Here is a 22,054-nt window from a genome sequence, read left to right on the forward strand (position 1 = left end):
AAACAAAGCACTATTTTTTGTACAAATCGGACATTAAACTAAAGATTCATAAAAAGATAATGCAATATGTTCAAGGTTTTTGTCCATTTTGTCTACCGTCCGCAAACTGGGATTTGCGAAACCTAGCTGGAGCTACACCTAATTTTTTAGTGAAAACACGGGTGAAATAATGAACGGACTCGAACCCAGTGTTCTTCGCAATTTCTTTAATTGCGATATCACTGTGCAGCAGCCATTCTTTTGCTTTTTGCACTCTTCGTTCTTGAATGTAATGCACGAGAGTTTGACCTAACTGAGAATGAAAGAGCCTCGATAAATGCCGCACGGAAATGCTTAGTTCTTGAGCGATGTGCTCGACACTCAAGGATGCAGACAAATTGTCCTCAATATATAGTTTGGCTCGCGTTAGTTGGCGATGCTCTTCGCTATCCTCCCCCAAGGATTCAAGCTCCTGATCCAGATCTGGAGAAAGCCCTTGCAGGAAAGAAAGAAGCAAGGATAAGCTAAGATGTTTGAGCATATCTTTGGAAACAGGCTTTGGACTTTCGACCAAGCCAAAGATAGTCTGCCAAATCTGAGCAGATATGTTGGCGTCCGGGGGATCGGCAACAATTTTGCCACGATGGATCAGACTTCGGAAATTGCGGCAATACGCATCGGATGTTCTGGACTCATCGACTTCAAATGCGACAAAAAACAATACAAGACCTTCATCGCTGCGAATTTGATGCCATATGCCGGGTCTTGAGCAGAACAAAGTCCCATCATGCAAAGGGTAGATGCTTCCGTTATCTTCGTAGTTTCCATCACCTTGCAGCACATAACATACTTCAAAAAAGGAATGTCTATGGAGTGAAGTATTATAATGCTGCGGCATGAATCCCCAGTAATGTATACGAAATGAAACCTGATCATTTACGATTTCCGGGATATGTTGATTGAGAAGCGCATTCGCTCTTCTATAGGTTTGATAATGCATAAATAAACCCCTTCACATTACATTTAAATAGAAATGAATAGCCCGTAACGCACTTTGATTCTATCAAAAATATTTCTATAAAGCTAAAGTGCGGCAATAATATGTGAAGATAAGTAACTAGACGATGATGATCGAAGTATGTAATATTAAGCAATAAAAGATTGTCGGTATCATGAAAAACAATTCAAAAGAGTCAGGAGGGGCCTCTATGGCTACGATATTGATTGTAGATGATGAGAAGATCGAGAGAGACGGGATCAAGTTATTGATCGAGAAATTCAAATATGATTTACATGTAATAGAAGCTGAGAATGGCGAGAAGGCTTTAGAATACATTCATGCATACCCAATCGATATATTGCTTACGGATATAAAGATGCCATTTATGGGCGGCTTAGAATTAGCAGAAGAAGTAAGCCGCACGATGCCTTCGATTGAAATTATTATATACAGTGCTTTTGGTGAATTTGATTATGCTCGGCGAGCGCTGCATTCAAATGTATCAAGTTATTTACTTAAGCCAATGGAGGTGAATGAGTTCACTGACGTTATGTCACGTGTGGTTGAGAAATGCAAAATGAAAGAGGCAGACAAAATTCAAACAGCGAAATTGCTGGAAGGTTATCAGAAAGGAATGGAGTACGAAAAAGATAAATTGCTGATGGAACTTCTTAATGGGACAACACTCGATATTGAAACAAAAATATCTGAAATGAATATGCCGTTGGCGGACAAGAAGTTTGCTTTACTACTTATCGATTTTACCGAACGGTTTTTCGACAGGCATAATGAAAATTTCCTTGATCTCGTAAAAGAAGTGGTCAGCAGTGATTATGAATTGTTGAATCTCAATGAATTTCAATGCGTTATATTTATCCATTGTTCGGACAAGCTAGGGGAACTGCAGGTAAAAGCGTTCAGCGAAGTGCTGGCAAATCGTATTACTGAACAATTTCACCGTTATTGTTGCATTGTTTATGGTCCTGTGCTAGAAAATTTGAGGTCAGCGGCCGAGTCGTTTACGCAAATTGAGCAGACTGCGGATTATAAATTCTTTTTTGAAAACAACGTTATTTTATATTCTGGGGATGATTTTTCAGAGTGTGTCCCAACCATTGATAGTATCGATACCATTCTGGCTAATATCCACCAATATATCGATTACAATGATTACATAGATGCCGCTAAAAGCATTGAATTGTTATTTAATCATTTGAGCCAGAAAGGCAGTTCTTCAGCCATCTATGTTAAATATTTATGTTCGGAAATGATCAAGAAAGCATATGAAAAGTCAGAGAAAAAACAAGAAATTGATTTTAAACGAACAGTTGAGCAAATCTTCAAGAGCGACACGATTGTTCAAGTAAAAGAAGTTGTTCTAAACGCTTTAACTGAAATTCATGGAAGCAACGTCCGAAACGATGATACGAAAAGCCATATCGTGATGCAAGTCGTAAGAATGATTGAAAAGGAATTTATGAATGATGTCAGCTTGGAGGTCATTGCTAAACATGTATCTTTAAATCCAAGCTATTTAAGCCATTTGTTCAAAAAGGAAACAGGGCAAAGCTTAATTAAGTATATTACGATGTACCGATTGGAACAGGCGAAGGAAATGCTTCACAAAACAAATATGAAAATTATCGATATATGCGAGAATGTAGGATATTGGAATTCTTCGTATTTTTGTTTGACGTTCAAAAAACACTATGGAGTCAGCCCGCAGAAATACCGAGAAATGATTGAATAATAGATAAGATTAGCTGAAGCTGTCGAGATAACGACGGCTTTTTTTGTGATCTAAATTATTTCATATGAATCAAAAATATTTAACATTTACCCACATTTATGGGGGGTATACGATGATTTTGCAATCTATACTTTGTTGAAAGGTTGGATGAATTTATGAGGAAAAGGTTAATGTATGCTTTAGTATTTTGTACGGTATGGAATACATTCGGCGGCTCTTCGTTATCAGCATCGGATTTGGCAGCATGCGAGATTACCGAGATCGTACAGAGGCCATGGATGATTAATGATGGCGGGCAATTGAAATCCGAGACCGAGCTGGTTGTAGAAAATGATGGGGAATCGTTTGACGGATGGGTGAAAATATCCATTGAGGGTATGGAGCCTTATATGCAAGCGATTGGCGTGGTAGGCAAGGAACGCAGTGAGGTTATTGTCGATGTGGCAGAGCTGCAAAACGACGGTGACTCTGTTTCATTTGAGATTTACAATAACGAAGCAGGGGACGGGAAGGCTGTTGCAGCTTTATCAAAACCACAAAAGAAAATTCGTCACTGGAAAGTATACGTTGCGCATGACATGCACCTAGACATTGGTTACACGAACGATCAGGAGCAATTAAACAACAGTATCTTTCCTGGTTATTTGGATGATGCATTTCGGAATATTCAGGAGACCGATACGTGGGAAGATCATGATCGTTTCAAGTATCCGATCGAGTCATCCTATATGTTATATGACGCTGCCAGAAATGCGAAGGATGCAGATTGGTTCGAGACATTAAAGAATAATTTGAAAAATGGATCGATGAGTTACCCTAACAGCTACGTCAATATCGTATATGGAGGACTCGGCACAGAGCAATTGGCGCGTATTAATTACTATTCAGCCCGTCATCTAAAAGATCAACTAGGTGTAAGCCCCAATGAGGTTCTTCATATGACGGACAGTCCTGGATTCTCATGGGCAGCGGTCGATGCCATGGTGGAGTCGGGCGTGAAATATGCCATGCTTCGGCAAAATCCGGACCCGCTTATTCCTTATCCAAAACTATTTTATTATCAAGGAAAAGTCGCTAATCATCAGTTATTAACCTATAATTACGGTCATTACAGTACGGATGAGTTGGATTTCCGTAATAGCGACAGCAATATGACTTTTGAAAAGGCAACCAAGAGCATTATGGACTACCATAATGAATCGTATCCTTATGACGCCATTGTCACTAATTTTACGACGCCTTATGATAATCAAGGAATTACAGCAGCAGTGAAAGACAACATCAAATCATTAAATGCGAAAAAAGACAGTCAAGGCCGCGATTATGTATACCCGCAATTCATCAGCTCGACAGTCAGTGATTATTTCAGCTACATCGAAGACAACTATAAGGATGAAGTCCCGGCATTCAAAGGAAATATGGAAGATTGGTGGAATTACGGCGTATCTTCTACATCAGCTGAGACGGCTATCAACAAGGAAAATCATGATAAGCTGCCAGCAGCGGAGTTATATGCGACGATGGCGAACCTCTTCACAGATCATTCACCATACCCGTATGAAGATATTGCAACTGCGTATAAAAATATGATTATTTACGACGAGCATTCATGGGGCAGCGAATTTCCAAAACCAGATGATCAATGGCGCTGGAAGAGAAATAATGCCATAACAGCCAATCAACTATCAGATCAAGTGATGGAAAATTCACTAACGGCGTTAAGTAAGGAGATATCAACAAATGGGCCGGAGATAGCTGTCTATAATGCACTTTCCTGGGTGCGTTCTGACGTTGTTGAGGTGGATGCGGGAAAGCTGCCAAAGCATTTTGATATTGTCGATAAAGAAACAGGGAAACCCGTAAAATATGAGAAACGAGAGAATGGAACGGTTGCTTTTGTTGCTTCGAACATAAAGGGACTTGGATACAAAATGTTCAGCATTGTGCAGCGGAAGGATGATCCCCTATTTCACTCCAACATAAAAACAACGTCCAACACAATTGAAAACGATTACTTTAAAGTGACGTTCAACGAAACGGGAGCGATTCAAAGTATTTTGGACAAATCGCATGGGAACAAAGAAATGGTAGATCAGCAAGCACCCTATCAGATGAACGATTACGTTTATTTTACGACGAAAAAAATGAGTCATGATGTGCTAACTACACATGAAGTAGAGTCATCTGAATTGACGAAAGCGATTGGACCCGTTTCAGGTACGATGACGGCTTTAGGTAAGGCTGTTGGAGTGAATGACATGAAAAGAAACGTGGTGTTATACGACGAAATTCCACGTATTGACATCGTTAATCAAGTAGAGAAGTCTGATGCACCGTCTTATCAGACGCAGGATGAGGAAGCGTTCTTTGTCTTTCCATTGAACGTACCGCAATTTATGCTCAGGCATGAAATGCCAAGCGGAGATGTGAGACCGTATGTGAATGCGGATATTAATAATCCTGATAATGAGCAGTTTTACTCATCTTCCACAGCCTATTATACAGTGAACCGCTGGATTGATGCATCGAATCAGACCGATTATGGTATTACAATGTCACTTCTTTCTAATCCGATTGTGCAGTATGGCGAGCGAAGATCGGCAATTGGACCGTGGGATTACAATACGGCTAAGCCATGGATATATAATTATGTGTTCAACAACAAATGGCATGTTAATTTTCAAAAAACGCAACCGGGGCCAGTAACGTTTAAATATTCACTCACTTCTCATGAGGGAAGCGATTGGAAGCAAGGAAGGGCGGATCAGTTTGGAATGGAGGTCAATAATGCGCTCAGGGCATCGGTTATTTCCGAGAAACAGAAAAATCGAAGCTTACAAGCAAATAAAGGCCAGTTTCTATCCATCGATCAGGATCATGTCGTGCTAACTGCGGCGAAGTCTGCTGAATCGAATGGAGAAGGCATCATTTTGCGGTTTAATGAGACACTTGGCATGGACACAGACGTTACCGTCGATTTGTCCATGTTTAATCCGAGGTTAGTAGCGGAGACAGACCTGGTGGAAAACGATAAGCAACCTCTTAAACTTACACGCGGTAAAGTTACGTTCCGGATAGAGGGACACGGCTGGAAAACGATTCGTGTGGAGCTAAAAGGGAAAAAACCGAATCAAGTAAAAAGTTTGTCTGCTAAAACGGACACTGCTGGAACTCTAGTCGACTGGAAGGCTGATAAAGATGACAACGGATTACATTATGAGCTATTTCGCGGAACAACTGCTGATTTTGAGCCGGGTGCGGGAAGCTATTTAACTGCAATGAGTTCGAGTCATTTCTATGACCAGCAAGTGAAATCGGATCGCAAACAGCCGTACTATTACAAGGTTAGGGCAGTAAAGGGCGGCTTGAAGGGGGATTTCAGCATTTCAGCATTAACAGAGAAAGCACAAATTACGGATAAAACTGCGCCAAGCGAGCCGAAAAATGTTAGCGGCTATGTACAGAGCGATACGCGTATCTCGCTTGCTTGGAATAAATCGATAGACAATGTTGATGTGAAGGGATACAAGATTTATCGAAATGGCGACGAAATTCGTGATGTATCGGCTTCTTACAATAGTTATTTGGATACGGAAGCCAAGGGTGGCGAGCATTATGCATACACGGTAAAAGCTTATGACTTCGCAGGCAATCTATCGCGATCAAACAACGAGTTTGCCGTAACAACACCGCCGCCGCAAGCCTTTAATGGAAATATTGCAAGTATGGCCGCGGTTTCAGCTTCATCGCAGTTTAATGATGAATATGGCGCTGCAAAAGTAATTGATGATGTGTATGGCATACACGGCAGCGGAGAATGGGCATCGAGTGGTGAGCTAAATCCGTGGATTCAATTAGAATGGCCGAGTGAAGTGGAAATCAATAAGATTGTTCTTTATGACCGGGTGAATCTAGCAGATCATGCGATGGAAGGAAAGCTTCTATTCAGTGATGGCACATTCATAGGTGTGAGCGACATTCCAAATGACGGGATGGATAAAATAGTGGCATTCGATCGAAAAAAAGTGAAATGGGTGAAATTTGAAGTAACAAAAGGTGCAGGGGCGAATGTTGGCTTATCTGAATTTCAAGTATTTGAGGCGCCTAGCTTGCCCATAGATACGCGTTGATTTGTTTGAAAAAGTAGGATATTCACATAACTCATACACTCTCCAAAAAAATTCATGTGATTCAAAAGAATTTATTATTTCGAAGAAACCGTCTATTTTTTACAATTTAACTGTAAGCGATTTTATATAAAAATCATCTAGGAGGTCACGTATGAAACGCAATTTTTTAATGGTATTGATGTTCGTATTTATGTTGTCGAGTATTTTATCAGCCTGCAGCAGCAACCAAGCTAACGAGGTTGAGCCATCGGGTGCGGCCAATTCTCCTGATTCAGAGACAGCTGGAGCAGATACGAATTGGGACACTTTTACACCGTACAAAGATAAGGTGACGATGACAATCGGTAGGCAAGGAGTTTCAGGCAATAATTTGCCTAAGGGAGATACACTGGAAAATAATCAGTTCTTGAAGTATGTGGAAGATAAGTTGAACGTGAAAATCAATTATGAGTTTTCTGTTGATGATGGAGAAGCGTATAAACAAAAGGTGAATCTAGCCATTACGAGCACGAATGTCCCAGATGTGATGATTGTAGACGAAACGCAATTCAAAAAATTAGCAGAAGCCGGTATGCTAGCGGATTTGAAAGAGGCTTATGACAAAAGCGCCTCGCCTTTAATTAAAGAATACTATGATTCGTTTAAGGGTCGAGTATTAGATTCGGTAACAATAGATGGAAAGCTTCTGGCGCTTCCGGATACGAATTTGGCTGGCAACCATCAATTGCTGTGGGTTCGCAAAGATTGGCTGGACAAAGTCGGCATGCAGCCGCCTTCTACGATGGATGAAGTTACAGCTGTATCCAAAGCTTTCGTTGATCAAAAAACTGGCGGAGATGGAACGATTGGATTGACCGGTGATCCGATTATGTATACAGATGGTGCGTTCTTTACTTTTGATCCTATTTTTGCAGCATATGGATCGTTTCCTCAGCAATGGGTTAAAGACGCTTCGGGCAACATTACAAACGGTTCAATTATGCCAGAGACAAAAAAAGCACTTGAAAAGCTTCGTGAAATGTATGCTGACGGTTTGATCGACAAGGAATTTGTTACGCGGAAATGGAACGACAACGCGGCTTTGGTCGCTAGCGGCAAGGCGGGCATGGTATTTGCTCCTTGGTTTGCGGGCTGGATGTTATCCGATTCTGTGAAAAACGATAAAAATGCGGAATGGATCCCGTTATCAGCACCGCTGGGTGAAAACGGAAAACGAAACTTGCTTTTGTCCAAACCATCGGGTCAATATTTGGTCGTGCATAAAGGTTTTGAGCATCCAGAAGCTATGGTTAAGGCACTAAGTGTTCAATATGAAGGGCTTCGTTTGAAGGATGAATCTGCAAAATCGCTTTACGAAGGCTTGGGTGTCAGCTGGCTCAACTGGCCGTTTAACCTTCAATTGAACTATGAAGATGCCGTATATCGAGATGCTGAAGCATTGAGCGATGCATTGGCTAAGCATGACTCATCCAATCTATCACCGGATCAAATGCCGAAATACGATTCGCTTATTATCGATGAGAAAGCTCCAAAACAGGATATTGCTAATTATGCGAATAAACTGGCGTTCTTTACCGGCGCGCATGAAGTGGGAACGGACAAATTACAAAAAATCGAATCCGTGTTCTACGGACAGACGCCTTCTATGTTTACGAAAGGTACCAACTTAACGAAAATGGAGAGCGAAATGTTCTTGAAAATTATTACGGGCGTGGAGTCCGTGGACAGCTTCGATAAATTTGTTAAAAGCTGGAAACAACTTGGCGGAGACGACATTACGAAGGAAGTTACAGCTGAAGTTGGCAACTAATCAGATGATCGATTAAACGAGGCAAGTCGAATAAGGTATTGCAAGTTTTCCGGATCTTGGAATACCTTATTCAATATTTCTTAGGTGGGTGGAGCAATTGAAAAACACAAGATTCATTATTAATTATCACCTCATGCTCATTCCGGGAATTATTCTGTTGATTATGTTCAGTATCGTTCCGATGTTCGGCATTGTCATTGCGTTTCAGAACTTTATTCCGACCAAAGGCGTTTGGCATTCACCTTGGGTTGGCTTTGATAACTTCAAGTATATGTTTTTATTGCCTGACAGTATGCAGATTTTGAAAAATACGATTGTGATCGCCATCAGTAAAATTTTGCTTGGGTTAATCGTACCTTTTATATTCTCCTTATTGTTAAATGAGGTCAGACATATACTGTTTAAACGCAGCATACAGACGATTGTCTATTTACCACATTTCCTGTCCTGGGTCATATTGTCCGGTATTTTTCTTAATTTCTTTACTTTGAACGGTTTTATTAATGGGTTATTACAATGGTTTGGTATCGATCCGATTATGTTTTTAACTAGCAATTTTTGGTTTCGACCGATATTAGTTGTAAGTGACGTTTGGAAAGAATTCGGTTTCAGCACGATCGTTTATTTGGCAGCGATAACGTCGATCAGCACGACATTGTATGAAGCAGCTGCGATTGACGGAGCGAATCGATTTAAGCAACTAATGCATATTACGATTCCAAGCATGACGCCGATTGTTATATTACTGACTACCTTAAGTTTGGGTAATGTCCTGAATGCTGGATTCGAGCAAATATTGAACATGTATAACCCTATGGTTTATTCATCGTCAGATATTATCGATACTTATGTGTACCGAATCGGTTTACAAGAAATGCAATATGGTTTAGCGACGGCCGTAGGCTTGTTAAAGTCGGTAATCAGCTTCGTCTTAATCGTGTTCTCTTATAAACTAGCGTACAAGTACGCGAATTACCGAATCTTCTAAAGTGAGAGTGAATCCATATGGTAAGAAAAACGCATATTTCCGACGTTATAATATATTGTATTCTTGCCTTGACGGCCTTCGCATGTCTTGTTCCGATCATTAACACGATTGCGATTTCATTCAGCGGCAGTTCAGCTGCGAATGCGGGGGAAGTGTTTTTCTGGCCTGTAGATTTTAATTTGGCTTCGTACCAGAAGGTTTTGGAGGACCAAGCTTTCTTTAATTCTTTTGGAATCTCGATCAAGAGAGTAATCCTTGGCGGAGCTATCAATTTTATTTTGACCATGGTAATGGCTTATCCTTTATCGAAAACGAGTTCCGTGTTCCCTGGTAGAAACGTCTATATGTGGTTCATTGTATTTACGATGCTGTTTAGCGGCGGGCTCATTCCATGGTATATGACAATCAACAACTATGGTATGCTCGATTCGATTTGGGCACTCGTATTGCCTTCTGCAGTACCGGTCTTTAATGTTATCTTATTAATGAATTTCTTTCGCGCCGTTCCTAAGGAGCTGGATGAAGCGGCAAATATGGACGGAGCAGGCCCGTGGAGAACTTTGTTTTCCGTTTATATGCCGGCAGCTCTGCCATCTCTTGCTACAGTAACGCTGTTCTCGATTGTCGGACATTGGAATTCATTTTTTGATGGAATGATATTAATGAATCACAAAGAAAATTGGCCTTTGCAAACGTACATCCAACAGCTTGTCGTCTCTTTGAACTCGATCATGAACACGACCGATCCGGATGAGCTGCGGCGTTTATCGGCTATCTCCAATCGTACATTGAATGCTTCAAAGGTTATCGTATCTATGATTCCTATTCTACTTATTTACCCGTTTCTGCAACGGTATTTTGTCAGTGGCATTGTACTGGGTGCGGTCAAGGAATAAGTGTACAAACCGCATGTTCGCGGTAAGGTTGTAAGCTCGAATTTCCGCTAGTCGGAAATCTCGGGCTTTTTTATTGGCAAAGCGAGCAATATGCATTTGAGGTTGTCATTAGAGAATGCCAATGGTACTTTTAGATTGGATGGGAGTAGGGGTTGCATAAGGAAGGATTGTGGATCAAGGATGGGGAAATTGGCTCGGGTTTTTAGAAATTTAAGATTTAAGCATAAATTGTTTATTTCCTATTTGTTTGTCATTATTATACCGCTCACTGTACTTGGTTGGTATTCCTATGTTCAATCCAAAAGCCTATTGGTTCAACAGGCACAACTAGCCTTAACGGATAATGTAGCGGAACTAACGGACAATTTGGACTATAAATTTAAAAAGTATAACGCCTCTATTGAATCCATAACGTTTAACCCGAGCATAAAGGCAATTTTCAACAACGATTATTCTAACTATTATTATATGTATAACGATTTGCATACGATTGCCGATCCGTTATTTAATACGATTCTTTTCTTGAATGATGAAATTAAACAGCTGACGGTATACACAGAGAACGACATGACCGAACGAAGAAATACGATTCTATCCATAAAACATGTAGTGGATAAGCCTTGGTTTAACGAGGTGATGACGAATGGACAAACGAATTGGCTAAAAGAAGGAGATACATTGTTTGGGGTTCGCAGCATCATAGGAGATCAAATGTCGAGTCTCAAAAATATGGTTTATTTTGAACTCGATAGTCAAAAAATATTTGATGGTTTGGTTAATGCATCTTCTGGTGATTACGGAATTGTAATATATGATCAGGATGGAAATGCTATTTTTACTCATCAATCCGGATTGCAGCCTTCAGAATCGATTTATTCAGCAGGTGACAACAAAAAGGTAGACTATCGTTTAACGTTTAATGATAGCGATTTCATTGTGATTCGAAATGAAATCGCCGTCACCGGATGGACGATGATTTTTTATGTACCCAAAAATGCGGTAGGCATTGATGCAAAAAAAATTGTGCAAGCCACTATATTAACTGTCAGCATATGTTTAGTCGTTTTATTGCTGACGATATGGATATTATCAGCCACATTCGTTAAACGGATTTACCGTTTGAATCAGAAGATGAAGCAGGTCACGCGTGGGGATTTAAATGTTGAGATCGTTGTAGATTCAAATGATGAAATCGGTGAATTGACAGGAAAGTTTAAAGACATGCTCCAGAGCATTAATGAGCTCATTAATGAAGTGTACCGCAGTAAGGTTGTTCAGAAAGATGCGGAGCTTAAAGCGCTGCAAGCACAAATTAATCCCCACTTTTTATATAATTCATTGTCCTTAATCAATTGGAAAGCTATTAATATTGAAGCCTATGATATCAGCCGAATCACAACGACATTATCCAAGTTTTACCGAACAACGTTGAATAGAGGGCAAGATGTGATTAGCGTATATGACGAACTGGAAAATACGAAATCTTATGTGGAGCTGCAGCTTATTATGCACGACAATAACTTTGATTTCATCTATGAAGTGGATCAGAATGTGCTGCAGTTCGATATGATTAAATTGATTTTGCAGCCAATCGTCGAGAACGCGATTGAACATGGTATTGACAACAAACGCGAAGGACGCGGAATGCTGCGAATAAAGGCTGATCTAATCGATGATGTTATCGTATTTATGGTTGAAGACAATGGTCCTGGGGTATCCGAAGCTGTCATTCACACGGTGCTTGGCAAGCAGTCGAAATCATATGGCTTGTTCAATGCCCAAGAGCGAATCAGAATTTATTTCGGAGAAGAATACGGGATAACGATTCAAAGTGAAATGGGTAAAGGAACGATAGTAGAAGTGCGAATACCCAAGTATCTAAAATAAAAAATACGATATGAATCTAAAAAGTTTATCATTTCTCCCATTTCTCCGATCCTCTACAATGAAAGTATGCCTACGATTGAGTACATATTTCATTTATAGAAAGGGAGAACGAAATGAATAAAGTAGCAAGACCAGCGAAGAAGTGGAAGATGTATGTGATTCATCATTCTCATACTGACATTGGATATACGGAAAGACAGGAAAAGATCGAGCAATTTCATGTTGATTTTATCCGTCAAGCGATTGAAACGGTAAATGCCATAGATGCAGGGGAAAAAGAACCTTGGCAAGGTTTTAAATGGACGTGCGAAACGTTTTGGGCAGTTGAACAGTTCTGGGCACGTGCAACGGATGAACTAAAGGGGAAATTCATTGCTGCTTTGAAGCGAGGGGACATTGAGCTTTCCGGCACGTACTTAAACATGACGGAATTATTAGATTTCGATATTTTGAGTAAAAATCATTTGAAAGCTTCAACGTTTGCGAAAGAGCATGGCGTCATCATGAACTCGGCAATGACTGCGGATATTAACGGTTATAGCTGGGGTTATGCACAGTCGCTTATTGATGCCGGCGTCGAACATTTGCTTTCGTGTATTCATACGCATCATGGCATGTATGCAGCTGGTCGCAAACAATATCCGTTTTATTGGGAAACACCAAAAGGCGATCGTTTGCTCGTATGGAACGGGGAGCATTATATGCTTGGAAACGACCTCGGCTTGTCCCCTGGAGCTGTTTTATCCTATACGATTCGGGATGAGTTTAATGGAAGTGCTTTAGCGGAAAACCATTGGGAAATGGCAGAAAATCGGATCATGCGCTATTTCCGTCAATTAGAGAAGGAAGAGTATCCTTACGATTTTGCCTTGGTGAACGTGATGGGGCTATTGCGCGATAATGCTGCTCCGAACGGCTCTATAATGGATTTCATGAATGAATGGAATGAGAAGTTTGGTGAATTCGTAGAAATAGAAATGACAACATTGAGCCATTTCTTCGAACAAGTTAAACAACAAGAACATTCGATTCCAGTATATAAAGGCGATTGGCCGGATTGGTGGACGGACGGCGTTGCTTCGACCGCGATGCATACTCAAATTTTCCGTGACGCCCAAAGAACACTTCGTCTAGTCAAACAGCTTGATCCAAACAGCAACATTGTCAAACAAGACGTTATCGATGAAGCAGAGCATCAGTTGACGATGTATGCGGAACACACATGGGGCTATCATTCCTCGGTCTATGAGCCTTGGCATCCAATGGTGCAGTCACTGGCGGTACGCAAAGAATCATACGCTGCTGTAGCAAGTCGACTCGTATTCACGGCGCTTGATCAAGTATTACACGAACAAGGGGAAATGCTGCTCTCGCCGGGACGTCCATTTCGCTTTAAGGTAATCAATTCATTCGATCATGCGGTAGAAGACTTGGCGTATATGTATCTAGACGGCTGGGAGCCGCCGATGTTTAAGAGCGGCATTGAGGTTGTTGATGAACAGACATCAGAAGTGTACGCGCACCAAGAGGATTGGGTAAGCCGAGGATTTCAAATTGCATTGCCGATTAATCTTGCGCCGAAGGAGGAGAAGGTTTTCATTCTCCGCCATGCGGAACATAAAGAAGGCGCTACAACAAGAAGTAACCGATTGAAAGGGAATGACGGCGTATACGATATGGAGGATTTGATTGATCTCGTACCAGAGCAGAAGCAGGGCTTGCTTATCACGGAGAACTATATCGAATCGCCATTTGTTCGGATCGCGTGGAAAGAAGGCAAAGGGATCATTTCCTGGTACGACAAGCAGATGAATCGAGAAATGATTAGTGAAGGCAGTAAACATGGTGCATTTACACCTGTATATGAAGTTACCCCGGTTTCCGGAGTAAGTCAGATGGCGGAAGTACGCCGCAAAATGGGGCGCAACCGTAAAGGCATCGATGTCAAACGTTCAAGTGGTCGGTTGTCTGGCATCAAAGAAATAACGAACGGCAAATTGTACGGTGTAGTTGAGCTTATTTATGAAATAAAGGGTATGAGCTATTTTTCATTATTCTTAAAAGTATATATAGACAGCCCGCGCGTCGATGTCTCTGTGCGTATGCATAAAGACAGCGTATGGGAACCAGAAAATGTGTACATCGCCTTGCCGCTTCGAACAGGTGCAGACAAAGAACAGCTTTGGATGGAAAAATCCGGTGCGCTTATTCGTCCAGGGATCGATCAAATTCCAGGCACCCTGATTGATTATTACAGCATCCAAGAAGGGCTTGCCTACATCGCTGATGATGCAGGGTTGTCCATTGCTACTCCAGATACGCCGCTAGTTCAAGTCGGGCCGCTTGCTTATGGGCAAAGAAAAGTAAACGGTCAGCAGCTTGAAGGTGAATATGATCAATTATACGCATGGGTGTTAACGAATTACTGGGAAACGAATTTTAAAGCGACGCTTGGCGGGTACTATGAGTTTAGGTATAGGGTTCAGTGGGGGAAAGAGATTAGTTCTGCTGAACAAGCGGTACAGCTCAGCCATTCAAATAATGCAGGGATACTTTGTATACGTGTAAAAGAGTAGTGATTTTCCTTCATATCTATAGTGAAACCCCCGCTCATTGAGTAGGGGTTTTCATGGAAGGTCAGTATAATGATCATAACTCTGGTTGTTTTGGTCGGTTTGAAGGTTAAATGTCTTTTTTTAAATAATAGTGCGTAAATCCGCCAGCATTTTGAATCGTTCCAAATACCTCGAAACCTTGCTTCTTATAAAAATCGAGTGCTTGAAAGCTTAGTGTATCCAGTTTTATGAAATCACAGTTTTTCGCTTTAGCTATTTTTTCTGCCTCGGCCAAAAGCTGCTTGCCATATCCTGATTTGCGAATTTCGTCAGCAACAAATAAGTATTCGACCTGCATCCAGTTCCAGCATATTTCGCTAAGAATCCCGCCGAATATTTGACCATCAGCGTTTTTTAGAAACAGATTAACCTCCTGATACCTGCCTTTTAAGTCATCAGGGAAGTGCTTTAAATTAAAGGCAAACATATTGTTGCTAATATAAGCTTTATCTTCGCTATTCAATTCATTTGATATATATAATTCCATACGTCTCTCACCCTTCTATTAACTTACAGTTACCACGAAACTTAAAAGACACTCAACGATTTTAATCTACCATATCCTTCTGATAAAAGGGCAGTAAAAAATAGATCCTGAATCCGTGACGAAATAGCGAGGGGTGAAATTACCCTGCAGGTGCTTAAAGAATAGTCTGGGAACTCATTAATCCCAATAAAAATACAAGATATATGGTGTTTAATTACTTAGCAACTTCCTCAAAAAGGACCAATATCAGCTACGCTGATACTGGTCCAAATAAAAAGCTACTCATTAAAGAGGTAGCTATCCTATCAATAATTAAAGCGGCTACTATTTGTCTTTATTAATCTTTGTTATCTTTCTTGCTGAAGTTTGTGCAGGATATGATTGATCCACCCCACCATCAATTTTGATACTAACCTGATCACCTACTTCAATAACATCTAAATCAGCTTCTTTTTCCGCTGTAACCCAAATTGCATTAGGCTGGACTATGTCTAAGATTTCTTCGATTGATTTCTGTTTAAGTTCAGTAATATTTGAATTCTGAACAACTAATATTTTCGAATCCTCCTTTGAGACTACAAATCCTTCTTTATAGTCCCAATTTTTTTTTGAATCATCCTCATTTACACTATTTACAGAACATCCTGAAAAAAATGTCAACATTATTACCAGAAAAAAAAGGTTTTTCATTTTAATACCTCCCAGTGAAATTATTTTGATCTCCGAATTCTTTAATTCACTTTAACCAATAGAACAGGTAAAACGTTCTGTAAGCTTTATGAAGCTAATGGTCATTTGAAAAACGATCGGTTTATAGACGAGTGGCCAAAATAAAAGGAGTGGGGGCACGTGCTATGCACAGAGTCGAAACGCGATACTAAATTTAGTCGAAATTCTGCATACAATCTCGATATATTAAACTAACGCAATTGAAATGGGAAATGTTTTAAATATACATTAATATTCCAATTTTATTTTAGTGATATACCTGAATCCGTGACATCTGTATGATCTCCTTCATATGACACATGGGTTAGCTTTGTACCTTCATCTACAGTTAGTTTTTCTAGGCATATCAAAGCAGACCACTTCTTTCAAGCGTTTTGAATAGTTGTATTAAATGTTCAAATTTTTAACTAAAGTGTAGAAAAAGTCGACGCAACTGTACAAAGTTTGGTAATGTTAAATGATTAAACCAGTTGAAATGGAGAGGAAATGAATGGATATTAATCAATTAATCAGCGATTTGTTTCAAGCGATCCAGTCAGGGGATATTTCAAGCCTAAACAACATTTTAGAATCGCAACCGAGCCTTGCAAATACGGAAAATAACGACGGGCTAACACCACTCGGTTTCGCAGCACATTTTGGAAATAAAGAAGCAGCACAGCTATTGTTGGATCATGGCGCTGACATTAACGCATTATCCCATTCCAAAATTTCTTTCATTCCTTCTAATACGCCTTTGCATGCAGCCATTGCGGGGGAGAGAAATATGGATGTCATCAAGCTGTTTATGACTCATAATGCCCATACAAATCTAATCGATAGTAATGGCCATACTAGCTTACATACGGCAGCTTTTCATGATGATAATATTGAAATCATTCGCTTATTGACCGAGCATGGAGCGGATATTAACGCTGTAAATAGAGAAGGTGAAACAGCTTTGTCTATAGCAGTTAAGCAAGGGAATCATAATGTCGCGGAGCTTCTTCGAGAGCTTCAGTAAGGAATAATTTTACATACTTAAACAACTATGTAACGCTTGGACTTCCAAGCGTTTTTTTTCTTCTTTTTTTAATGGTTTACTCTTTCGCATTTACAACGTAACAGTGTTATGTTACGATCGTTTTAAGAGGTGATTGTAGTGGATAAGGATTTAATTTCGAAGAAGGAGCTACTGGATTTAACCGGTATTTCGTATGGGCAATTGTACCGTTGGAAGCGAAAAAAGCTTATTCCTGAGGAGTGGTTTATCCGGAAATCAACGTTTACAGGGCAGGAAACCTTTTTTCCAAAACAAACAATGCTTGCACGCATCCATAACATTCTAAATATGAAGGATGATCTTTCTTTAGATGACCTGGCGGGTAAGTTATCCGATATGTCCGCGATTAACCTTACGATATTGACAGCTGAGGAAGTTGGGGAGCGTAACATTGTTTCATCATTGACCTTAAAAAAGTTCGGAGAGCTATTTGCTAAAGACGGACAATATTCGTTTGATCAGCTTGTGCATTTATTTGCAATTGACTACCTGCTTGGTCGGGGGGAGCTGAGCTTGGAGGAGGCAGAGCTGCTTTTTCAAACCTTAAATGAGAAGGTGAAGAAGTTTGAGGGGAAGAGCTGGGATCTTTTTTTCGTACGGAAAATGGGGGTCACTTCCTTTATACTGGCGCACTCGCCAACTGAATTAGTATTTGACGAAGGTGTCCGACTTGTTGCCAAGCTAAGTTTAGGGGATCTGATTGAACAATTAAAAGGGAAGCTTTCTTAATGGAGGGAAAAATGATGGAAGAATACCCGTTGTCAGATTTAGTTATTAACGGAGTTAGTGGAGCTGCTGGTGGAACCTACGAAAACGTAAGAATAGAAGGTGTTGGCAAAGTCAGCGGAACAATTGTCGCGCGTCGTTTTAATGGTAACGGACATATACGGTTGAAGGCTGATATTACTGCAGACGAACTCGAATGCAATGGTACGATGAATGTAAAAGGCAACATGAAGTTTGGAAATATGAAGGCGGACGGATTGCTTACTATCGGGGGCGGAGTTAGCGGTGAAAGCTGTGAACTTAATGGAATGATGAGCATAAAGGGTGATTGTGAGCTCGAACATTTTACAGGTAAGGGCGGCTTCACGGTTGGCGGATTGCTCAGTGCGGGTCAATTGGACTTTTGCCTGCAGGGACAGGGGAAAGCAAGTGAGATCGGCGTGGAAAGCCTTGTCATTAGGCAAGCAGATAATGGGATGTGGAATAAATTATTAAGCGGAATCATTCCGAAGTTAAAACCTGAGCTGCGTGTTGGAGTAATTGAAGGCGATTATATTGATATAGAGTATACGAATGCGGATATCGTTAGGGGAAATGTTGTAATCATCGGTCAGGGCTGTTCGATAGGGCGTGTAGAGTATCGCTCAAAGTTGTCTGTTCATCCCGGTGCTACAATTATGAAGGAGGAGAAGGTTAATGACTGAGCCTTTACGGAATCATTTGAAAGTTCTAGGTGAAACAACGTCAGCGGGCGGGTTTTATCAAAACGTGAATATAACAGGGGAATGTAAATTTAACGGGGATGTGGATTGTGAGAAGCTCAGATTGACGGGAGAAGTTAAAATCGCCGGAAATCTAAAAGCGAAAGATATGAAGATAACGGGCGTTTGTGCCGTTGATGGCAGCTTAAATGGACTTTCCTTGCAAGGACGAGGGGAGATGAGGACAAGTGGAGGGCTTAGAGTAGATAAAATTAATTTAACAGGACATTTGGACGTAGTTGGTGATTGTGAAGCGGATGAGCTGCAGATGACTGGCGCAGTAAGTATTGATGGATTATTAAGCTCAGACCGATTAAACATAAGCATGTTTGGACCTAGCTGGGCGAAAGAGGTTGGAGGTAGCAAGATTAGTATTAAAAGAAGCAAAGTCGGAACACTTCTGAAGCTGATGAAATCGAAGGAGGGGGTCATATTCAAAGCTGGACTGATAGAAGGGGATAACATTGAGCTCCATTATACGAAAGCTGATATGGTTAGAGGAGAGAGTGTGATCATTGGCCCAGATTGTGAAATTCAGACGGTTGAGTACCGCGATGTACTAAAGATTCATAAGAGTGCAAGCGTGAAAAATCAAGTAAAACTATGATATTTGATATGCTGAATGACGAGAAGGGCTGCAATCTGGACGGACACCGACCATAGGATCAGTTCTTTTTTTTCGTTATCGATATTTTTAGGGCAAAAATTGAAGAAATTGAACATGTTATTGACCGCGCTGTTATTGTTCATAAGGGCAGAATTAAAGCGGACCTTTATTGATGTCGGAGACCTACGGCTATAAACCGAATAGATATAAGGAAGTTTTGGGAAATTCATTTCCCGAGAAATAGTAGAGTATGTTTCATAATAAACGATGACTGATTGAACGCCTATCGCTAGCTTAGGAGGAGAAATGGATAACATTCAATATTTATCGCAATTCAATTTGCTTAATTCGCTATCCTTAGAAGACTTGATAGAGATGGATGAAATGACCTCTATAACCGTTATCCCGAAAAATACGTTTATTCAAACACCGGAATCTTTTTCAGAAGGGCTTTATTTTGTGAAAAAAGGAAAGGTTCGCTTGTATAAACTGAATGACGAAGGTAAGCAATTTACTTCAGACATATTGGGTGAAGGCAATGTATTTGGTGAGATGGATATCATTTCATTTGGTACACGAGATCATTATATTGAAACGATTGAGGAAAGTCATATTTGTTTGATGAGTAAAGGTAGGTTTGAGAACTTTTTAATGCAACGGCCTCGCTTCATGATGAATTTATTACAAGTATTGAGTGATCGCATTAGCGCGATGAGTCGTTTAACACAAAATCTAGCTCTTGGGGGTCTCCACGATAAAATTTTGCATGTTCTTATAAAGCTTTCTGATCAGTTTGGACTTACGAGTATGGATGAGTATTCCAGAATTGATCTTCCCATCTCACATCAAGAAATCGCAAATCTAGTTGGAGCAACCAGAGAAGCGGTTACGGTAGCTTTACATGAGCTTGCAGAACAAAAACTCATTAAGACAGGTTTTAAAACAATCTACATTCATAAACAAAAGCTTTTGCAAAGTTAAGTTATTTAGGAAGAGTTGTAAACTAGATTACATCTTCGCTTATAAAAAAAGAAGTAGGATAGGGATGCTCCCAATTTAAATATGAATTATCGTACAAGCGAGGGAAAAGTGCTATGAATAACGAAAATACGATTGTGATTTCCGACTCCGTTTTACAGCGCAAAGCCGCACGTAAGTTAAGTGACATTCCAATTGAAGTGGTAGAACTGATTCAGAAGGGGAAACTGGAGTCGGCTAATCTGACGGAATGGCTCGCTGTCGATCATATCGTACTGCTGCAAAATGTTCTTAACGAGCTTGGTTTGAAACCAGAGTCCGATCCCATTCTGGATAGGCTGAATCATTTGAACGAGAAAAAGATTATGAAAATCATACCCGCTATCGCAAGGGAATGGATTAGTCTATTTGCTCAGAAATCAGAAAATGAGCAGTCTCGAATTTATGATGCATTAGCTGCTCATCTTTCAGACAGTGTTCGCTGCTGGGCTGCGTATATCATTGGGATGGATGATCGATTAAGTATAGAGGAGAAGCTCAGATTCATACGTCCTTTTGCAGCTGATCACCATTTTGGCGTACGGGAGATTGCTTGGATGGCTTTAAGGGAATCGATCTCTAAGGTGTTAGAGACGACATTTGGTTTATTGAATGATTGGGTGCATGATAAAGATGTGAATATTAGGAGATTTGCCATCGAATCCACTCGTCCGCGAGGCGTATGGGCCAAACATATTACCGAGCTAAAAGAAAATCCGGCTATGGCTCTTTTCCTTTTAGAAGCAGTGAAAAGCGATGAAGCCAAATATGTTCAGGATTCTGTAGGCAATTGGATGAATGACGCTAGCAAAACGAATCCTGAGTGGGTTAGAGCAATTTGTGATGACTGGTTGGAGAAATCGAATACAAAGGAAACGAAACGAATCGTGACAAAAGCTAAAAGAAGCTTAACTATATAGTAATGGCGGGTATGTAAAAGAACTAATACAGTCGCTTGGTGTAACCTTCTTCTAATCTAGCTGCAACCATTTCCGAGGTTACTCCTTCAAGATTCACATGAGATGCTATGATCTTTGAAGGGGAAGGCAATTCATTCTTATGCAGCCAAGAATCAGATTCCCACAATTTTGACCTTCTAAATGCTTTTGCACAGTGCAGGAAACATTCGTCTACGGCGACCACAATACCTAATAAAGGAATCTTTCCGTTCGCAGCCATTGTTTCTAACAATTCGTTATCTTTTGTAATAAAGGCACGCCCATTAATTCGTAGTGTTTCACCAAGTCCGGGAATGAGGAAAACCAGCCCGATTTCTGGATTTGAAAGTATATTGCGCAAGGAATCTATTCTTTTATTTCCAGGCCGCTCTGGGATTACGAGATGCTTATCATCGACAACATGGACAAAACCAGCTGAGTCACCTCTAGGTGATCCGTCACACTCTCCATTTGAGTTAGAGGTCGAAATAAAAACGAAAGGCGACTTCGCTATAAAATCTCTGCAATGTTCATCCAAGTAAGAAATATCCTTATGCTCAACGAGCTCGCTAGGGTAGCCAATAAGCGATCTTAGCTCCGCTTCTGTTGAAATGAACGCCTCTTTATTAATGAATGTCAAAATCATTCCTCCCAATGAATGATGAATTGTGCCTATTATCCCATATCGAAAG

The 22,054-nt window shown here is 40.5% G+C and carries 17 protein-coding genes; 13 read left to right on the top strand and 4 right to left on the bottom strand.

Annotated features, from left to right (window positions below):
- Positions 1-70: 70 nt before the first annotated feature.
- Positions 71-979 carry an AraC family transcriptional regulator gene (locus tag AC787_RS06015; RefSeq protein ID WP_054023946.1) on the bottom strand — a complete coding sequence of 303 codons (909 nt, stop codon included), beginning with the start codon at positions 977-979 and terminating at the stop codon, positions 71-73.
- Positions 980-1,187: 208 nt separating this feature from the next.
- Between AC787_RS06015 and AC787_RS06020 the strand changes: the two genes are divergently transcribed.
- From AC787_RS06020 to AC787_RS06050, 7 genes are all read left to right on the top strand, one after another.
- A complete protein-coding gene (locus AC787_RS06020; protein ID WP_054023947.1) occupies positions 1,188-2,729 on the top strand; it encodes a response regulator transcription factor in 1,542 nt (513 codons plus the stop codon).
- A gap of 170 nt (positions 2,730-2,899) precedes the next feature.
- Positions 2,900-6,859, top strand: a complete 3,960-nt coding sequence (locus AC787_RS06025) for a glycosyl hydrolase-related protein (protein ID WP_054023948.1) — start codon at positions 2,900-2,902, stop codon at positions 6,857-6,859.
- 151 nt (positions 6,860-7,010) lie between these two features.
- A complete protein-coding gene (locus AC787_RS06030) occupies positions 7,011-8,669 on the top strand; it encodes an extracellular solute-binding protein (protein WP_054023949.1) in 1,659 nt (552 codons plus the stop codon).
- 97 nt (positions 8,670-8,766) lie between these two features.
- Positions 8,767-9,657 (top strand): ABC transporter permease, encoded by an 891-nt coding sequence (locus AC787_RS06035; protein ID WP_054023950.1) that lies wholly within the window; start codon positions 8,767-8,769, stop codon positions 9,655-9,657.
- A 17-nt stretch (positions 9,658-9,674) separates the two neighbouring features.
- Positions 9,675-10,553, top strand: a complete 879-nt coding sequence (locus tag AC787_RS06040) for a carbohydrate ABC transporter permease (RefSeq protein ID WP_054023951.1) — start codon at positions 9,675-9,677, stop codon at positions 10,551-10,553.
- Between the two features lie 180 nt (positions 10,554-10,733).
- The gene (locus tag AC787_RS06045; RefSeq protein ID WP_054023952.1) at positions 10,734-12,440 is read left to right on the top strand and encodes a sensor histidine kinase; all 1,707 of its coding nucleotides are present in this window, start codon (positions 10,734-10,736) and stop codon (positions 12,438-12,440) included.
- A 113-nt stretch (positions 12,441-12,553) separates the two neighbouring features.
- Positions 12,554-15,016, top strand: a complete 2,463-nt coding sequence (locus tag AC787_RS06050) for a glycoside hydrolase (RefSeq protein WP_054023953.1) — start codon at positions 12,554-12,556, stop codon at positions 15,014-15,016.
- Positions 15,017-15,122: 106 nt separating this feature from the next.
- Here AC787_RS06050 and AC787_RS06055 read toward each other — a convergent pair whose 3' ends face one another.
- Positions 15,123-15,542, bottom strand: a complete 420-nt coding sequence (locus tag AC787_RS06055) for a GNAT family N-acetyltransferase (RefSeq protein WP_054023954.1) — start codon at positions 15,540-15,542, stop codon at positions 15,123-15,125.
- 324 nt (positions 15,543-15,866) lie between these two features.
- The gene (locus tag AC787_RS06060) at positions 15,867-16,232 is read right to left on the bottom strand and encodes a DUF3221 domain-containing protein (RefSeq protein WP_054023955.1); all 366 of its coding nucleotides are present in this window, start codon (positions 16,230-16,232) and stop codon (positions 15,867-15,869) included.
- 529 nt (positions 16,233-16,761) lie between these two features.
- On the opposite strand from AC787_RS06060, the gene AC787_RS06065 reads away from it, so the two are divergent.
- From AC787_RS06065 to AC787_RS06090, 6 genes are all read left to right on the top strand, one after another.
- Entirely contained in the window at positions 16,762-17,274 is a 513-nt protein-coding gene (locus AC787_RS06065) for an ankyrin repeat domain-containing protein (protein ID WP_054023956.1), read from the top strand.
- A gap of 138 nt (positions 17,275-17,412) precedes the next feature.
- On the top strand, positions 17,413-18,042 hold the full coding sequence (locus AC787_RS06070) for a YhbD family protein (RefSeq protein ID WP_054023957.1): 630 nt from the start codon (positions 17,413-17,415) through the stop codon (positions 18,040-18,042).
- A complete protein-coding gene (locus AC787_RS06075) occupies positions 18,042-18,743 on the top strand; it encodes a hypothetical protein (protein ID WP_054023958.1) in 702 nt (233 codons plus the stop codon). The genes AC787_RS06070 and AC787_RS06075 overlap by 1 nt, the downstream gene beginning before the upstream one ends.
- Positions 18,736-19,407, top strand: coding sequence for a hypothetical protein (locus tag AC787_RS06080; protein WP_054023959.1), 672 nt, complete (start codon positions 18,736-18,738; stop codon positions 19,405-19,407). Before AC787_RS06075 ends, AC787_RS06080 begins: the two co-directional genes overlap by 8 nt.
- 306 nt (positions 19,408-19,713) lie before the next feature.
- Positions 19,714-20,388 (top strand): Crp/Fnr family transcriptional regulator, encoded by a 675-nt coding sequence (locus tag AC787_RS06085; RefSeq protein ID WP_054023960.1) that lies wholly within the window; start codon positions 19,714-19,716, stop codon positions 20,386-20,388.
- Positions 20,389-20,501: 113 nt separating this feature from the next.
- On the top strand, positions 20,502-21,344 hold the full coding sequence (locus AC787_RS06090; protein ID WP_054023961.1) for a DNA alkylation repair protein: 843 nt from the start codon (positions 20,502-20,504) through the stop codon (positions 21,342-21,344).
- 22 nt (positions 21,345-21,366) lie between these two features.
- Here the strand turns inward: AC787_RS06090 and AC787_RS06095 are convergent, their stop codons facing one another.
- A complete protein-coding gene (locus tag AC787_RS06095) occupies positions 21,367-21,993 on the bottom strand; it encodes a pyridoxamine 5'-phosphate oxidase family protein (protein WP_414730972.1) in 627 nt (208 codons plus the stop codon).
- Positions 21,994-22,054: the final 61 nt, after the last annotated feature.

It is taken from the genome of Bacillus sp. FJAT-28004, from assembly GCF_001280845.1.
Lineage (GTDB): Bacteria > Bacillota > Bacilli > Paenibacillales > Paenibacillaceae > Pristimantibacillus.

Coding starts and splice junctions, on each gene's coding strand:
- AC787_RS06075 (WP_054023958.1), top strand. CDS start 18,042: ATGGAGGGAAAAATGATGGAAGAATACCCGTTGTCAGATTTAGTTATT.
- AC787_RS06065 (WP_054023956.1), top strand. CDS start 16,762: ATGGATATTAATCAATTAATCAGCGATTTGTTTCAAGCGATCCAGTCA.
- AC787_RS06015 (WP_054023946.1), bottom strand. CDS start 979: ATGCATTATCAAACCTATAGAAGAGCGAATGCGCTTCTCAATCAACAT.
- AC787_RS06090 (WP_054023961.1), top strand. CDS start 20,502: ATGAATAACGAAAATACGATTGTGATTTCCGACTCCGTTTTACAGCGC.
- AC787_RS06020 (WP_054023947.1), top strand. CDS start 1,188: ATGGCTACGATATTGATTGTAGATGATGAGAAGATCGAGAGAGACGGG.
- AC787_RS06060 (WP_054023955.1), bottom strand. CDS start 16,232: ATGAAAAACCTTTTTTTTCTGGTAATAATGTTGACATTTTTTTCAGGA.
- AC787_RS06085 (WP_054023960.1), top strand. CDS start 19,714: ATGGATAACATTCAATATTTATCGCAATTCAATTTGCTTAATTCGCTA.
- AC787_RS06055 (WP_054023954.1), bottom strand. CDS start 15,542: ATGGAATTATATATATCAAATGAATTGAATAGCGAAGATAAAGCTTAT.
- AC787_RS06040 (WP_054023951.1), top strand. CDS start 9,675: ATGGTAAGAAAAACGCATATTTCCGACGTTATAATATATTGTATTCTT.
- AC787_RS06080 (WP_054023959.1), top strand. CDS start 18,736: ATGACTGAGCCTTTACGGAATCATTTGAAAGTTCTAGGTGAAACAACG.
- AC787_RS06030 (WP_054023949.1), top strand. CDS start 7,011: ATGAAACGCAATTTTTTAATGGTATTGATGTTCGTATTTATGTTGTCG.
- AC787_RS06050 (WP_054023953.1), top strand. CDS start 12,554: ATGAATAAAGTAGCAAGACCAGCGAAGAAGTGGAAGATGTATGTGATT.
- AC787_RS06025 (WP_054023948.1), top strand. CDS start 2,900: ATGTATGCTTTAGTATTTTGTACGGTATGGAATACATTCGGCGGCTCT.
- AC787_RS06045 (WP_054023952.1), top strand. CDS start 10,734: ATGGGGAAATTGGCTCGGGTTTTTAGAAATTTAAGATTTAAGCATAAA.